General features: G+C 46.6%; 12 protein-coding genes. 7 read left to right on the top strand and 5 right to left on the bottom strand.

The genetic code is table 11. The annotated features are described in order from the left end of the window. The first annotated feature begins 107 nt into the window (after positions 1 to 107). Complete coding sequence (locus tag QUA40_RS13375) at positions 108 to 653, top strand: NADPH-dependent FMN reductase (protein WP_333126321.1); 546 nt, start codon at positions 108 to 110, stop codon at positions 651 to 653. Positions 654 to 828: 175 nt separating this feature from the next. Here QUA40_RS13375 and QUA40_RS13380 read toward each other — a convergent pair whose 3' ends face one another. Beyond that, positions 829 to 1,059, bottom strand: a complete 231-nt coding sequence (locus QUA40_RS13380; protein WP_333126324.1) for a hypothetical protein — start codon at positions 1,057 to 1,059, stop codon at positions 829 to 831. Between the two features lie 132 nt (positions 1,060 to 1,191). Between QUA40_RS13380 and psb32 the strand changes: the two genes are divergently transcribed. Beyond that, positions 1,192 to 1,914: a photosystem II repair protein Psb32 gene (gene psb32 / locus QUA40_RS13385; RefSeq protein ID WP_333126326.1), complete on the top strand. Its 723-nt coding sequence runs from the start codon at positions 1,192 to 1,194 to the stop codon at positions 1,912 to 1,914. Between the two features lie 59 nt (positions 1,915 to 1,973). Here psb32 and QUA40_RS13390 read toward each other — a convergent pair whose 3' ends face one another. Continuing rightward, on the bottom strand, positions 1,974 to 2,357 hold the full coding sequence (locus QUA40_RS13390; RefSeq protein WP_333126329.1) for a DUF4346 domain-containing protein: 384 nt from the start codon (positions 2,355 to 2,357) through the stop codon (positions 1,974 to 1,976). Between the two features lie 332 nt (positions 2,358 to 2,689). Here QUA40_RS13390 and dcm point away from each other — a divergent pair, with 332 nt between their 5' ends. After that, on the top strand, positions 2,690 to 3,742 hold the full coding sequence (gene dcm, locus QUA40_RS13395; RefSeq protein ID WP_333126332.1) for a DNA (cytosine-5-)-methyltransferase: 1,053 nt from the start codon (positions 2,690 to 2,692) through the stop codon (positions 3,740 to 3,742). An 88-nt stretch (positions 3,743 to 3,830) separates the two neighbouring features. Further along, positions 3,831 to 4,271, top strand: a complete 441-nt coding sequence (locus QUA40_RS13400; protein ID WP_333126335.1) for a DUF29 family protein — start codon at positions 3,831 to 3,833, stop codon at positions 4,269 to 4,271. A gap of 78 nt (positions 4,272 to 4,349) precedes the next feature. On the opposite strand, the gene QUA40_RS13405 is transcribed toward QUA40_RS13400, so the two are convergent. Further along, positions 4,350 to 6,158 (bottom strand): aspartate kinase, encoded by a 1,809-nt coding sequence (locus QUA40_RS13405; protein WP_333126338.1) that lies wholly within the window; start codon positions 6,156 to 6,158, stop codon positions 4,350 to 4,352. 285 nt (positions 6,159 to 6,443) lie between these two features. Then, on the bottom strand, positions 6,444 to 7,208 hold the full coding sequence (locus QUA40_RS13410; RefSeq protein WP_333126341.1) for a Uma2 family endonuclease: 765 nt from the start codon (positions 7,206 to 7,208) through the stop codon (positions 6,444 to 6,446). Positions 7,209 to 7,319: 111 nt separating this feature from the next. On the opposite strand from QUA40_RS13410, the gene QUA40_RS13415 reads away from it, so the two are divergent. Both QUA40_RS13415 and QUA40_RS13420 read left to right on the top strand, forming a co-directional pair. Continuing rightward, on the top strand, positions 7,320 to 7,979 hold the full coding sequence (locus QUA40_RS13415) for an HAD family hydrolase (protein WP_333126344.1): 660 nt from the start codon (positions 7,320 to 7,322) through the stop codon (positions 7,977 to 7,979). A 405-nt stretch (positions 7,980 to 8,384) separates the two neighbouring features. Then, a complete protein-coding gene (locus QUA40_RS13420) occupies positions 8,385 to 11,729 on the top strand; it encodes a PAS domain S-box protein (protein ID WP_333126347.1) in 3,345 nt (1,114 codons plus the stop codon). A gap of 617 nt (positions 11,730 to 12,346) precedes the next feature. Here QUA40_RS13420 and QUA40_RS13425 read toward each other — a convergent pair. Further along, on the bottom strand, positions 12,347 to 14,485 hold the full coding sequence (locus QUA40_RS13425) for an iron uptake porin (protein ID WP_333126349.1): 2,139 nt from the start codon (positions 14,483 to 14,485) through the stop codon (positions 12,347 to 12,349). 178 nt (positions 14,486 to 14,663) lie between these two features. Here QUA40_RS13425 and QUA40_RS13430 point away from each other — a divergent pair, with 178 nt between their 5' ends. After that, the gene (locus QUA40_RS13430) at positions 14,664 to 15,395 is read left to right on the top strand and encodes a sucrose-phosphate phosphatase (protein WP_333126352.1); all 732 of its coding nucleotides are present in this window, start codon (positions 14,664 to 14,666) and stop codon (positions 15,393 to 15,395) included. The last annotated feature ends 205 nt before the right edge of the window (positions 15,396 to 15,600 follow it).

Here is a 15,600-nt window from a genome sequence, read left to right on the forward strand (position 1 = left end):
ATTTTCTACATCGGAAACTTTACTTGACAGTTGTCGATCGAACTTGCTATGTTAATCATACTCGTAATGAGTACGCTTTAGGGAATCAGTTTTTGTTTTTAAGTTTTATGGTAAAAATTGTCGGCATTGGTGGAAGTTTGCGGGCTGGCTCCTACAGCCAGTTAGCGTTGAAGGTGGTAGCAGAGAGGGCGCAGGCCCTGGGCGCGGAAGTTGAAATATTCGATTTGCGATCGCTCAAGCTACCCTTCTGCGACGGCGAGAATGATTATCTCGATTACCCGGATGTGGAAAAGCTGCAAAATGCGGTTAAGCAAGCCGACGGCTTGATTTTGGCAACGCCGGAGTATCACGGTAGCGTCAGCGGTGCTCTCAAGAATGCCCTGGACTTGATGAGTTTTGAGCATTTGGACGGGAAAGTTGCGGGTGCGATTAGCGTTTTGGGAGGGCAAGTTAACAGCAACGCACTCAACGATTTGCGAACCATTTTGAGATGGGTGCACGCTTGGGTAATTCCCGAACAAATTGCGATCGGACAAGCTTGGAAAGCTTTTAGTCCTGATGGTAAATTGTTGGATGAAAAACTGTCTGAAAGGTTCGACGAATTTGCTCGGAGTTTGGTAGAAAATACGCGGAAATTGCGAGGAATTTCGTAATTTTATCTCTTGCCAAATGTAGTCTAGGAGGCAACTGGCATAGTCTTTGGGTGCGTCCCATCCCCTAATTTCTGGATTTGAAGAGGTTTTGTCTCTAGCGCAGAGCAACCTACAAGCTGTAATCTTAACAGTCAACAGCCAACAGTCAACAGTCAACAGTCAACAGTCAACTGAGTTAAAACGGCATATCGATCATGTCTCCGAAAGGATGGGGTACGTCGATCGCGATTCTTCCGGGTTTTGACTCATATTTGTCTATCCACTTTTTGGCCAATTCCAAAGCTTCCTCCTCAGTCTTGGCATTTTGGACGGCGACGTGACGGTTGCCGCGGCTATCCCAAACCTCGACGTAGAAGACTTTCTGGGATTGAATAATCCAACCTTTATAAGTGTCTGCTGGTTCCATAGTTAGAATCCTAAAATAATCGGGTGGGGAGTTCCACTGGCGAGCTAATTGTAAATATTGCCCTGCATAAAATGAATTTTACGGGGGTTTCTATAGTATTTTTGGAAAAAAGTCAGTTTTACGGTTAACCTCATGACTAGACTCCTCAAGCAATTATTTAACTGGAGAAAATATCTCCAACCTTTGGCGGCGGCGCTTGCGATCGCCCTAATCGCATCGCAGATGGCGGTATTACCGGCATTGGCGACTGGCGTGTACGAAATGCCGGTGTTGTCGGCGGGCGATCGTACTTGGGTGTTCGACAAAGGCGACGTGCTCAGCCGCAGCAGCGAAAGCAATATCAGCAGCGTGCTCGACAACCTGGAAAACAAAACAGGGAAACAAGTCAGGTTGGTCACCATCCACCGCTTAGACTACGGCGAAACGACTGCCACTTTCACCGACCAATTGTTTGAACAGTGGTTTCCTGCAAAAGAAGACCAGACTAATCAAATTTTACTCGTTCTCGACACTGTTACCAACAGTGCGGCAATTCGGACGGGGGAAGGGGTGAAATCCCTGCTAACCGATGAAATTGCCCAGAGTGTGGCTGGGGAAACCGTGCAAGTGCCGCTGCGGGAAGCGAATAAATACAACGAGGCATTTGCGGCTGCAAGTACGCGCATTGCAACTGTTTTGTCGGGCGAACCCGATCCGGGTCCTCCTGAAGTTGTTGACAACATTCAAGTTGAAGGCACGTTTAAAAAAGCTGAAGAAACAGACCAAGGCAATGCCACAGTTGTTGTGGTTGTGCTGTTGGTGTTGGCGACAGTGATTCCGATGGTGACTTATTTCTGGTATCAAGGTTTTTCGTGATCGGGTGCTGATAAATTCGATCGGTTGCCGTTTTGTCAAGAAATTCTGGCGCGGCTGGACTAATCTTGAACGTATTCTCGATCGCTCAACAATGCAATTTCTGCCCGTACAAATTCCCGTCCCAGATAAGCCGCGTGATCTAACATTGTCACCGGGCTGGGGCGGGTTTCTTCTAGGATTTTGACACAAAGTTCTTTGGCGGTTCTAGCGGTAAAAAGTGTGGCCTCAGTGCGTTCTACTTTGCCACGGGCGGGGATGGGTTTACCAGTTTCGGGATCGACTGCGAGGCCGCGATCGTCGATGATGTTGGTGAAGTGTTTGGCACAAATTAAGCTGGTTTCGCGATCGAGATAGATGATGAAGTAGCCGCCTGGATCGAGGTCGAGGTGGCGTTTGGATAGGCTGTCATCGATTGCGGTGAGATTTTCCAAGGTTTGACTCATGGTTGGTGAAAGGAAGTAAACAATAGCTATATTTTTTTTGCTATTTCTAGTTTAGTCGGCTGCGGGACAAGTTTGGCAGGTTGGTTGGTTGAATGCGGGGGGAAGTTTCGGGCGATCGACATTCTACGCGATATCTGTGGGGACAGGGCATTGCCGTGTCCGGCTCTCGGTTGTGCGACTTTTAATGATTGGTATAAGATTGAGGACTGTAGAAAGATTTGTTGAAGTTGATAGAATGAACCGCAGAGAGCGCAGAGAACGCAGAGTAAAAAAAGAGCTATAAACAAAATATGTTATCATTGGGTTGAGTAATATTTTGCATTAAATTATAAATGAAATTTATAGATTTATTTTCAGGAATTGGAGGTTTCAGACAAGGTTTTGAAAAACAGGGCTTTGAATGCGTTTTTTCCTGCGAAATTAACAGCAAATGCCGAGAAGTTTACACGGATAATTTCGGTGAGATTTCTTTTGCAGATATAAGTAAAATTAATCCCATCGAGTTAGAAGACTTTGATATTTTAGTCGCCGGGTTTCCGTGCCAACCATTTAGCATCTGTGGCAAGAAGCTGGGTTTTGAAGATACTAGAGGTACGCTATTTTTTGATATTTGTAAAATTATCAAAATAAAGCAACCTCAAGTAATTGTTCTCGAAAATGTCAAGCACTTAATCCATCATGACAAGGGAAATACCTTAAAAGTAATTATTGCGACTCTGGAAGATTTAGGATACAGCGTGAATTACAAAATGCTGAATGCTAAAGACTTTGGAATTCCTCAACATCGTGAAAGAATATTCATTATTGCAACTAAAGGTAAAGAATTTAATTTTTCTCGACTTAAAAGCAAGTTTCCTCCGCAACTCAGGGAATTTCTAGACGAGACAGAGGACTTTGAAATATTGGACAAATCCGAGTATACTTTAATTGAGTCTCCGAGAAAGCAAGATTCGGGACTTTTGTTTGTAGGTTACAGAAATAAAGGTACTTGGAAAACTGGCGTGAGGCCAAATACAGAACATTTATCGAGGGTTCACAGACAGCCTAATCGAATTTATTCGGTAGATGGAGTGCATCCGACTATTCCTTCGCAAGAAACATCTGGCAGGTTTTTTATCTACATTCCTGAGCAAGATATGGTGAGAAAGTTGACGCTGAAGGAATGTTACCGTCTTATGGGTTTTCCTGAAGATTTTAAAAGTTATCCTAGTGCGGGGGAAAGTTACAAGCAAATTGGGAATTCGGTTTGTGTGCCGGTGGTAGAGGCGATCGCGAAAGAAATATTAAGTCAAAACTTATTGTATGATGAAAAGAAGGAACTACAAAGATGTCCCGACTCCCGACTTCTGCAATCAGTTGGGACTCTAGTTAACACTATTACTTGAGATTAATTTTGTTATTAAACAATTTTAGCATTAACCAAGCGCTAACTTTCAGCTATAATATAAGTCACCCAAGATAGATATAGTCGTCATGGAAGAATTACTCACCTTAAAAAGCTTACTGCTAAAAGGGGATATACCTGGGTCATTAGCTATAGTTGAAGAACTAGAAGAAATGAGCAAAAAAGACATCATTAAAACTATTCGCAGCTATGCAGTGATTTTACTATTGCATCTGATTAAACAGCAAGCTGAAAATCGCACAACTCGCTCTTGGGATATCTCGATTCGTAACTCGGTTCTAGAAATTCAGGAGGAAAATAAGCGACCCAGAGGCGCGGGATTTTACTTACCTATAGAAGAGTTACTCATTGTTTTAGAAATGGCGTATCGACAAGCTATTAACAAAGCTTCCCTAGAAGTGGAAGAAGGGCGTTATGAACCAAGAGAATTGTCGCAGTTAGTGAATCAAGAGGCACTTATTAATCAAGCAATGACTTTAATTTCACAAGAAGCTGAAGATAAGGAATAAAGTTACCCAAAGTTAGGAGACGGCAATGCCGTCTCCTCGATTTTTGTAAGGACACGGCACTGCCGTTTCCCTACTTGATTAGGCGGGAACTTGGATTCTTTCGGTGCCGGCAAGTTCAAAGGCTGCGTGAATTGCCTTCAAAGCAGTTACTCCTTGTCCTTCATCCACAACGCAGCTAATTTTAATCTCGGAAGTGGCAATCATTTGAATGTTGATTTGCTGGCGAGAAAGCGCTTCAAACATCTTTGCGGCTACTCCCGGATGCGCTACCATCCCGGAACCGACAACGCTAACTTTGGCAATTTGTGTATCGACTGCTACTTCGCCCCATCCGAATTCTGGGGCGGCTTTTTCGAGGACTATTTTAGCAGCTTCGGCGTCGATTTGTGCGACGGTAAATGCAATGTCGCGAGTTAATATGCCGTCGATATTGTGGCAGCGCTGCGACTGAATAATTGTATCTACGCTGATATTTTCCTCGGCTAAAAGCCCGAACAGTTTTGCTGCTACTCCGGGTCGATCGGGCAATTGGCGAATTGCTAGACGCGCTTGATTGAGATCCAACGCAACGGCGCGGACTGCAGGCGGTTTTTGGGATGATGAACGCAGCCCAATAGGGGAGTTGGCAACATCAAATGTTTTGCAGAGTTCGGCAACTGCCCGATCGCAATCTTCGGCATCGATCGCACAACTAACTTTTACCTCGGATGTGGAAATCATTTGAATGTTAATTCCCGCATCCGCTAAAGTCTTAAACATCTGTGCGGCTACCCTAGGACGACCGATCATTCCCGCACCCGCAATGCTAACTTTAGCTATTGGCCGCTCTTCTGCTTTCACTTCCGGTTCTCCCAATTCTGGGCGAGAATTCTTGCCGAGGGTGGGGATAATTGCATCTGCAACGGCGGTGGCTTGTTGCAGAGATTTTCGCGTCACGGTGAAGGCAATATCGTTAGTATTTCCTTCATGAATTGACTGGATAATTAAATCAACATCGAGGTTTTGTTGGGCGATCGCCCCAAACAACCGCGCTGCTACTCCGGGGCGATCGGGCAAACGCAACAGCGACACCCCTGCCTGATCCAAGTCAAATTCCACCGCATCCACCGCTGTTGCGAGCTCCAAACCCTCCAAAGGCCGAAGTTTCGGTGGTGGGGACACTACCCGCGTACCGGGGGCGTCACTCCAGCTAGAAAGCACTACCAGGGGCACGCCGTAATTTTTGGCAATTTCTACAGCGCGCGGGTGGAGGACTTTTGCGCCCAAACTCGCCAATTCCAGCATTTCGTCGCAAGTGATTTCGTCCATCAATTGGGCGTCGGCAACCAAGCGCGGATCTGTAGTCAGAATTCCGGGCACGTCGGTATAAATTTCGCACCTGTCGGCCCGCAGCGCTGCGGCGAGGGCCACTGCTGTCGTGTCGGAACCGCCACGTCCCAAGGTGGTAATTTCCAATTCTCCGGCTTCGGCAATGCCTTGGAAACCCGCAACCACAACGACTTTACCGCTTTTTAACTGACTCTCCAGCCGATTGGGATCGATCCGCAAAATCCGGGCGCGGGTGTGGGCGGTTTCGGTGACAATGCCAACTTGGGCGCCGGTGAGGGAAATTGCGGGCTGTCCCATTTCCTGCAATGCCATGCTCAAAAGTGCGATCGAGACTTGTTCCCCAGTGGAAAGCAACATATCCATTTCCCGCTTGTTGGGATTTGGGGAAATTTCCTTGGCGAGTTTAACTAAACCGTCGGTGGTTTTGCCCATTGCCGAAAGTACGACAACCAGAGAGTTGCCTAGCTGTGCTGTTTTTACAACTCGTCGGGCTACTTCCAGAATGCGCGAGACTGTACCAACCGAGGTTCCGCCATATTTCTGAACAATTAGTGCCATAGGACTTACACAAAAAGTGATGCAATACTTAAGTTAATATACGCAAATTTTCGCTCTTGACCGATGAATGTTTATATCGTTTCTGAGGAGCCTGCTAGGCGATCGGGTTTTTACAGCACATTATATTCCTAGGGACACTGAATTGTCGTGTCCCTATCGGAACCTGCGACTTATGCGAATTTAGCTTTTTGATTGAAGAATTGCGAATGACTTATGAAGATCTCAAACCCGATAGTCCTTAGTCATCGCCAATCTAAAATCTAAAATCTAAAATCTAAAATTGTATTACCCACATTCTAACTCAGGCAAACGCGCTTCTAAAGCTTGAATTCCCAGCTCAGCTTCTATGCGCCTTTTGCGTTCTCGTTCTGTCGCCAATTTGGCTTGTTCTGCCCGTTCCTCGGCCGCCTGCAGCAAATTCCCGGAAGCATCCCACCAGCGCTGCCAAGGCAACTCTACGCCCTGATAAGCCCCTTGCCAAATGCCTAATTCCACTCGTATTTGTGCGATCGGGTAATGTCCGCGCTGATTTTGTGGGACTAACTCGAAGCGATCCTCTACCAAATGATAAACTTCAACTTGTGCTTTTGTGACTTCATAAATGCCGTAAAAAGCAGGTCGAATTATCCGTTCGTAAATCCAGAATTTGCCCTCGCGAGGAGTCCTATCTCTTTCTTCACTTCCATCGCCAGAAACAAATTCAAGTACAATCAGAGGCGGCATTAATTCCTGCCACATGACATAGGAGCGGCGCAGATTTCCGTCAAGAGTTGGCGGCACGTCTGGCACGTAAAACCAATCAGGTGCTTCGGCTCCTCTTTCTGGCGGTTCCGGGGGTTGGGCTACTCGCCAATAAATACCGGAATCTTGACCGATGCAGTATTGCCCGTCGGGATGAATTTGGTCTAAAATTGGTCTAATTGATGTTGTTAACAGGATGCTTTGAGGATGTTCTTGAAAGTTTTCCCCAAAAGTACCGTCGGAGTCTGGTAATTGAGTGTGGTCTAGGAAATCTGTGGCTAGAATTTCTGATGTTTCGGTGACACTCATGTTGACATCTTGAATGTTTGAAAATTATACTTATAATTGGTAAAATAGAGATTAATTATGCTATTATGTTGGGACCAACCTCCGATTGCTATATAGAAAATTTTAAATAATATGAGTCAGTACAAGTTAATTATTTTTGACTTCGACGGCACTTTGGCAATTACTCACAAAGCTATTGTATTTTGCTTTACCAAAACTTTTGAAACATTCCATATTACCCCGCCTGCTGCTGATACTATTATAAGTACGATCGGCATCAATTTACCAAATAGTTTCAAAATCCTCCATCCGGGGATCGAGGAAAGCGCAATTCCTGAATGGGTTGAAACTTACCGATCTTATTATCGGACGGAAGGTGAAAAGCAGGTAGAGTTATTTACCGGGGCAAAGCAAGTCTTGCAGTTGGCGCGTCAGTCGGGATTGAGCCTGGTAGTTTTCAGCAACAAACACGTTAGTTTTGTGAAAGCGTTACTGCAAAAATTGAAAATTTACAGTTTTTTTGATTTAATTTTAGGTGACAACGGAGAAATAATTATGAAACCAAACCCGGCTGTTTTTCACTCGATTATTAAACCGCTGTTCCCAGAGTTGGATAACAGTCAATTTTTAATGGTGGGCGATACAGCGATTGATTTGCTGTTTGCTAAAAATGCTGGGATAGATGTTTGTTGGGCGGCTTACGGATATGGCGATCGCACTCAGTGTCTCGACCTAGAACCGACTTTCGCGATCGACGATATTTCGGAACTTGCTGTGTTCGTTCAAAATTAATTTTTTCTCGGTTTGTTTGAGAGAAGAGTTTGAATCATTTAACTATAAAATATTTAATTATTTTTTTTACTAGAGCCGGATGAGTAATTTTTTATTTAAGTGAAAAAATAAATTACCGAACTTGTAATCCGCCCAAACCCTGCCAAGCAAACCATACCAAAGATAGAGTGATCCCTGGAACAGCTATTATAAATTAACAAGTATGATTCCTTTGAAGGTAGAAGGCACAAGGCAGAAGCAAATAGGAAAAAAACGAGGAAAGCCAGATTTTTTTTAGGTAGGATTTACCGCCAAATTTCTGCATAATAGCCTTCTAACTCCTGCCTGTGGAAAACAGGCAATTCTGTTAAACTTTAGGGTGTGCTGCCAGTCGGGTTCGACAATAAACTAAATTTATAGAAACTCATGCAGATCGATAGAAGCATTCCTTCTGAAACGTTATCGCCGACTCGCACTGGCGGCAACGCACCGAATTTAATAGAAGAAGTATTTCGTCTGTACGATCGCGCCCTGGCAGCTACCAGCAACGGCATCGCGATCGCGGATGCTACCCGGCCGGACAAGCCTATAGTTTACTGCAACGGGGCTTTCGAGCGGATTACAGGCTACGATCGCAGCGAAATAATCGGGCACAACTGCCGCTTCCTGCAAGGCCCGGATACCGATGGCGCTGCCCTCGATCGAATCCGCGTCGCCCTGAAAGAACAACACGACTGCAAAGTAATTCTGAAAAATTACCGCAAAGACGGCACCCCCTTCTGGAACGAACTCACCATCTCGCCCGTGCGCGACAGCAGCGGACTCGTTACCCACTTCATCGGCGTCCAATCTGATATCACAGATCGCTTCCAAGCAGAAGAAGCCCTCAAACAAGCCGAGGCAAAATACCGCAGCATCTTTGAAAACGCCACCGAAGGCATCTTTCAAACCGCCCCAGACGGGCGCTACCTCAGCGCCAACCAGGCACTCGCCCGAATCTACGGCTACGATTCCCCGTCAGAACTGATCGCAAAATGTTCGGCAAAAAACCTTTACGCCGATCGCACCCGCCGCGCTTCCTTCATTGCCGAAATTAGCCAAAACGGCTCCCTGAAAGAGTTTGAGTCCTGCGTTCGCCGCAAAGACGGCAGCAATACCTGGATCTCGGAAAACGTGCGCGAAGTCCGCGACGAAGACGGCGAACTCCTTTACTACGAAGGAACCGTCGCCGAAATCGCCGATCGCAAGCGCGCCGAAGCAGCCCTGCGAAATCAAGAATACTGGCTGAAAACCGCGATCGACGCCGTGCCCGACGCGATCAATCTCACAGACAGCGAGGGGCGGTGGCTGATTGCCAACGACTGCGCCCTCCAACTTTTGGGCTGGGAAACCGCAGACTACCAGGGCAAAACTACTGCCGAACTCGCTGCCGTCGCCACTCCGAGAGTCAAAGAAATCCTGTTAACTTGGCAGGAAACCGACGAAACCACATGGCAAGCAGGCACTCTTACCTCTAGCCGCCAAATTGTCTCCTTGCCCACAGGCGGCAGCAATTTGTTTGAAGTGCGGAAAGTCCCGCTGTTCAACCCCGACGGTTCGCGCAAAGGTTTGGCAGTCGCAGGGCGAGACATCACGCAGGAAGTGGCAGCGGATGCAGCTTTGCGAGACAGCGAACAGCGGTTTCGGGCAATTTTTGAACGCGCTGCCATCGGCATGGTAGTCGCTACCCTCGAAGGTGTTGCGATCGCCACTAATCCGGCATTTCAAGCTATGCTGGGGCGATCGGAAGCTCAACTGCGGGGTTTCGGCCTCGACGACTGCGCGCACCCGGAAGACGCACAAGTTTCGCGCGAGTTGCGCCAACAATTGGCCGCGGGTTCCCGCGAAGCTTACCAAATCGAGAAGCGCTACCTCCGCCAAGACGGCAGCATCAGGTGGGGACGCCTCAGCGCCTCTGTCATCGACAGCAGTCAGGGAACGCCACAGTTTATTTTGCAAATGGTAGAGGATATTACCGATCGCAAACAAGCTGAGTCAGCTTTGTTGCAAAATGAGGCTAAGTGGCGATCGCTAATTCTCAACAGTTCGGACATCATTACTATTCTCGACAAAAGCGGTCGCATTGTTTACGAAAGCCCTTCTGTAGAAAGAGTTTTAGGCTACGAACCCGATGAAGTCGCCAATCTTATTGCCCTCGATTTCATCCACCCTGACGACCTGCCCTCGGTGATATCCTACGGCGAAAAACTGCTCGCAAATCCAGGCGATCCGATCGCCCTAGAAGGACGGTTCCGCCGCGCTGACGGTTCTTGGTGTTTTCTCGAAGGTGTGGGCATCAACTTGCTAGCAGACCCCAGTGTGAGGGGAATTGTGATCAACTCCCGCGACATGACGGCGCGCAGGCAAGCAGAGTACCGCCTCAGCAAAATCAACGAGTGCTTTTTGGGATTCACCACCGACGCTGCTGACAACATCCAGCGCCTGACATCCTTAGCCGGCGAGCTTTTGGGCGGAAGCTGCGCCATCTACAGCCATGTCGGTGACGGGCTGCTGCGCGCGATCGCAACTTGGCAAGCGCCGCCGGACTACCCGCAGGTCGATCGCGCCGAAGGCCACATCTGCACCGACGTATGCAACAAAGGAAGCGATCGGGCTGTGGCTATTCCTGACTTGCAGAACACGATCTACTGCCAAACCGATCCCGCTGTCATCCGCTACCAACTGCAAAGCTATCTGGGGCAAGCAGTGCGGCTGGGCGACAATTACGTGGGTGCGCTGTGCGTTGTCTACACTGAGTTGATCGCGCCCACAGAAGCCGATTGCAAGCTGATTGGAATTATTGCTGGGGCGATCGGAGTTGAGGAAGAACGGGCCGCCGCCGCCGATCGCGATCGGCAAAAATCCCAAGAACTGCAAACAGCTTTGTACGAATTGCAGCAAACTCAAATGCAGTTAGTACAAACCGAAAAAATGTCTTCCCTCGGACAGGTGCTAGCAGGAATTGCCCACGAAATTAACAACCCAGTTGGCTTTGTCGCCGGCAACCTCTGCCACGTCCGAGGCTACGTTCTCGACTTGTTAGAAATCGTACAGGTGTATCGAGAAGAGTACCCAAATCCCCCAGAAAAAATTCAGCAACAAGCTGAAGATATAGACTTAGAATTTCTAGCAGAAGACCTGCCAAAATTGCTCAGTTCTATGCAGACAGGATGCGAGCGCATTGTAGAAATTATTCAAACTCTTCGCAATTTCTCGCGGGCAGACGAAGCTAAAATTAAGACTGCCGACATTCACGAAGGTTTAGAAAGTACCTTGTTAATGTTGAACACCCGGCTGAAAGCCAAGGCCAAATGGCAGGGCATTAAAGTCATCAAAGAATACGGAGAACTGCCGCAAATAAACTGTCATCCCGGACTGTTAAATCAGGTATTTATGAATGTATTGGCAAATGCGATCGACGCCTTGGAAGAAAGCAGCAGCCAAGCAAAAGACACCGGAAATTCTATCTTTCCTACTATTACCATTCAAACGGCAACGATTGATGACAAGAGCATTTTAATTCGGATCAAAGACAACGGTCTGGGAATTCCAGAAGATCAGATTGTGCGTTTGTTTGACCCATTTTTTACCACAAAACCCGTAGGTAAAGGCACAGGTTTAGGTTTATCAATTTCGCACCAAATTGTCGTTGAAAAACACAACGGCACATTGCAGTGCCTCTCGGAACCCGGTAAAGGCACTGAATTTATCATCGAAATTCCAATTCGTTGACATCAGGACGACGCTAATCAGGATATCATGCTTGATATGACCGATATTGATCCAAATCCGCTTTAAAAACCCCTTGATAAGACTGGTTAAAACCGCTCCACCCCAATCGAAGTCACAGTCCAGACTGACTAAGAAATAAACGGGGTATTTAAGCCGGATTTGGTATTAGAGGAACAGGAGAGGCAACAAGTGGTTTGATATCAAATCTGTTAGCAGTGGAATTATTCCTACCTCTTCTCTTCATCTGCATGAATTAGCGTTAATCCAGTGTCATCTGCGGTTAATAAATTCTCTTTTTTAAACCGCAGATACAGGCAGATAAACACAAATTAACGCAGATAAATTATCTCAATTTCGATTGCACCATCCATGCGTGATTGTTGACCCTTCGGCTTCGCTCAGGGCATCGCTGTGGACTGGATTTGACGGCTGACGATGCAACCGGAAGTGATATGACACCCTACCCTAACGCCGTAAGATGCTTCAGGCACACCCTACATATAGCAGTTTTCAACGGAGTCAGCTAATCTCCAGTCAGCACCTCATTACCGATTATTAATGTGTAGCTGACTCAACTGAAAAATACTATAATTAGGTTCAAGTCAGCCCTAATTTACTTAAAAACTAAACTGCGTCCGCAAATTGCCCACAAAAATTGTCGGGTTGTTATCGAAATTATTGGCATTGCTGATCGCATAAAATGCCGGTACGATTGAAATATGGTCGGTGAGAGGCAAATAATAAGTTGCCTCAATTTCGTACTGCGTGCCGCCATTCCCTCCGCCAGAAACTAGAAACCTCCGACCGCCAGTAAAGTCAAAAGGTACTAAATATGACACCGTAAGCAAAGCTCCTTCTTTGAACAAATCGGGAAATGCAAGTCCTAACTGATAAGATTGATTTTTGATCGTGCCGTCGGGTCGGTTAGTCTTGGGAAATATATTGGTTTCGGCGTAGCCGTAGCGGCCGAAAAGACCAAAGCGCCGAGCGACTAACCAATCGAAATTGAAACTATAAGTATTCGCAGTCGCATTCCCCAGGCGACCGCCGAAACCGTCATCTGCCACACCGTTTAACGGCTTGCTGTTAGGAGATCCAATTAAGCCACCGATTTGCTGGATGTTGGAACGGCTGTACAAAAAGCGCAAATTAGTCCGATCGCTAGGACTGAATGTTAATTCTGCTGTAGTCGTATTCGTGCCGCCAAACAAGCCTTGAGACGGATTGGAAGCGGAATTAAAGACGGAAGTGGGCAAAAACTCCGTACTCTCGCCCAAGTAGCCAAAACGCAGTTTCAATGCGCGCGCGATATCCCACAAAACCAAAGCACCTGCACCGCGTCTGGTAGCGCTTAACAAAGGGCTGTTGTTAGAATTAAAGCTGCTCGCACCGTCTACGAAAAAGTTAAACCTGTTGTTGTCAAAGTAGCGGTAGAAATTAATCCTCGGCCCGACTACTACTTGCAAGCTGTTGCTAAGCGGGAACCGATAGGAAAGTTCCCTCAAGACAACTTCATTGGAATTTCCTCCCGCAGTTTGATCGAGAAAAGGAGTACCAAATGTATTGAAAAAGCCCGTAGAAGTATATTGATTGGCTGGGGAATTACCGTTACCTACCGCTAGCTGTGTAATCAATTCGTCTTTCCCTGTAAACGAAGTAGTGAGAGTCAACCAAACTAACTGGCTAAAAGTAATTTCTGGGTCGTCCACTCTCTGCACAATTGGTCTGTTGGTGACAGGATCGCGTCCGGCTACTCGATCGAGCGGAGCAGCATTTCCATTTATTGCTTCAACTCGGACTCGCTTGCCCGCAAAAGCTCCACTCAGGTTAAACCAAGCAAATGCGTTTAGTTTAGTCGTAGTTGAAAATTGGTTGGCTTCCAATTCGGCAGTGCGGGCTTCTAAAGCATCTACTCGACCGCGCAAAGTAGCTAATTCTGCTGCAAATTCTTCTTGCAATCTTTGCAAAGTAAGTAAATCTTCTCGCTGGACTAAATTACCAGTAGAACCGCCAAGTTGTTTGGTAATTTGGTCTAAGCAAGCGTTTAATCCGGCGGCGAATTCATACCGAGTCATTGCTCGATTGCCTCGGAATGTGCCGTCTGGATATCCCGCAATGCAGCCGTATCTTTCTACTAGGGATTGCAAGGCTTGAAAAGCCCAATCGGTGGGGCGCACGTCGGACAGTTGGGAAACAGAGGTGACTTGTGCTGCGTCTTCTTGTATGCTGAGGTCATCAGCGGTGCCTGTCTCGCTGCTGATGTCGGCAACTTTGCTGGTTTCAGCAACTTCTTGAGACTGAGGAGAGTTGGCAATTTCTAACTCCTGGGGGGGCAATTCGCGAATTGCCCCCGTTATTTCTGGGGCTGTTGTTGCACGATCGACTGTTGCTATATCGGTTTCGGGTAAAGCACGATTCACCCATGCTGCATCTGTATCGGGTAAAGGGCGATCGACTGTTGCTATATCTGTTTGAGGTAAAGCGCGATTCACCCATGCTGCATCTGTATCGGGTAAATGGCGATCAATTGCTGATTTAGTCTCTGCGATCGCAGCTAACTGCGGTATCTCAATCTTAACTGCTGCCAGCGCTGCGTCTGGGGTAGCCTCCGGGACGGCACTCGCTTCTAGCGCAACTTCGGGAGTTGAGGTATCCTGAATTTGAGCTGTTGCGGCGATCGGCCCCAAAGGCACTGCCGCACCAGAAATCAAGAAAGACAGCCAAAAAGCTTTAACGGAGGTTGAATTATTCACCATAAAACTCACACCACTTATTGAAAATTAAATTTGGCCAATCTTAAACGATAAGCTTGGTTATAAATGTGTTTGGTTTAACAAATTCTTATAAATAGTTAAAATTATTTTAGGAAGCGAGCGATTCCCAATCACTAATGACTGATGACTACTGACTACTGACTACTGACTAATTCCCAAAATGAAGTTTTTATTAGTTACAGATTTAGACCACACGCTAGTCGGAGATGACGAAGCAACTCAAGTTTTAAACCAGCGCTTGCAATCAAAGCGCTCGCAAATTTGTTTGGTTTATGCTACCGGGCGTTCTTATGCTTCAACTTGCGAATTAATTGCCCAAAAGCAACTGCTAGCACCCGACTATTTGATCGCAGGTGTAGGCAGCGAAATTTACCAAGACGGAACCCTCGACTTAGATTGGGCGGAATATCTTTCTCAAGACTGGGATAAAATGGCGATCGCCTCTTTAGCTCAGCAGTTTTCCCAGCTTAAACCCCAATCCTTAAAAGAACAAAATCCTTGGAAAATCAGTTATTGTGTAGAACCAGCAACCGAAAGCCGCTCGACTCTCCAGGAATTGCAGCAAAAGTTAACTCAATCGGGACTGGCAGCTCAAATCATTTTTAGCAGCAATCGCGATGTGGATATTTTACCGCAGACTAGCAATAAAGGCAATGCCCTTACTTATTTACAAAAGCGCCTACAAATTCCATCTGAGGCAACATTAGTTTGCGGTGATTCTGGCAATGATATCAATATGTTTGAACAGGATGTCCGGGGAGTAATCGTCGCTAATGCTCTGTCAGAACTCTTAGAATGGCATCGCGAATGTGGCACTGAAAATCATTATTTAGCAGGTTCTGCTTGCGCTTGGGGAATCATGGAAGGAATGGCATATTTTTGGGAATTATGATTGCCAAAAATCCGGTTTGGTTTGTAGTCAGCAGTGAAGTCCTCATATAAATCACAGGACTGAAGTCCTCAGTACAAACGCAATACGGTTCACTTAAGACAGATCCCCCCTAACCCCCCTTAAAAAGGCTACCGTGTACACACAAGTTGATTCTGAGCTAGTTTCCATCCCAAAAAGATGGATTCAAACTGTCGGAGTCCATGAA

Origin of the sequence: Microcoleus sp. Pol11C3, assembly GCF_036701485.1 — a bacterium.
GTDB lineage: Bacteria > Cyanobacteriota > Cyanobacteriia > Cyanobacteriales > Microcoleaceae > Microcoleus.

Excerpts from the sequence above, each read along its gene's own strand:
- QUA40_RS13375 (WP_333126321.1), top strand. The coding sequence starts at position 108 with ATGGTAAAAATTGTCGGCATTGGTGGAAGTTTGCGGGCTGGCTCCTAC.
- QUA40_RS13380 (WP_333126324.1), bottom strand. The coding sequence starts at position 1,059 with ATGGAACCAGCAGACACTTATAAAGGTTGGATTATTCAATCCCAGAAA.
- psb32 (WP_333126326.1), top strand. The coding sequence starts at position 1,192 with ATGACTAGACTCCTCAAGCAATTATTTAACTGGAGAAAATATCTCCAA.
- QUA40_RS13390 (WP_333126329.1), bottom strand. The coding sequence starts at position 2,357 with ATGAGTCAAACCTTGGAAAATCTCACCGCAATCGATGACAGCCTATCC.
- dcm (WP_333126332.1), top strand. The coding sequence starts at position 2,690 with ATGAAATTTATAGATTTATTTTCAGGAATTGGAGGTTTCAGACAAGGT.
- QUA40_RS13400 (WP_333126335.1), top strand. The coding sequence starts at position 3,831 with ATGGAAGAATTACTCACCTTAAAAAGCTTACTGCTAAAAGGGGATATA.
- QUA40_RS13405 (WP_333126338.1), bottom strand. The coding sequence starts at position 6,158 with ATGGCACTAATTGTTCAGAAATATGGCGGAACCTCGGTTGGTACAGTC.
- QUA40_RS13410 (WP_333126341.1), bottom strand. The coding sequence starts at position 7,208 with ATGAGTGTCACCGAAACATCAGAAATTCTAGCCACAGATTTCCTAGAC.
- QUA40_RS13415 (WP_333126344.1), top strand. The coding sequence starts at position 7,320 with ATGAGTCAGTACAAGTTAATTATTTTTGACTTCGACGGCACTTTGGCA.
- QUA40_RS13420 (WP_333126347.1), top strand. The coding sequence starts at position 8,385 with ATGCAGATCGATAGAAGCATTCCTTCTGAAACGTTATCGCCGACTCGC.
- QUA40_RS13425 (WP_333126349.1), bottom strand. The coding sequence starts at position 14,485 with ATGGTGAATAATTCAACCTCCGTTAAAGCTTTTTGGCTGTCTTTCTTG.
- QUA40_RS13430 (WP_333126352.1), top strand. The coding sequence starts at position 14,664 with ATGAAGTTTTTATTAGTTACAGATTTAGACCACACGCTAGTCGGAGAT.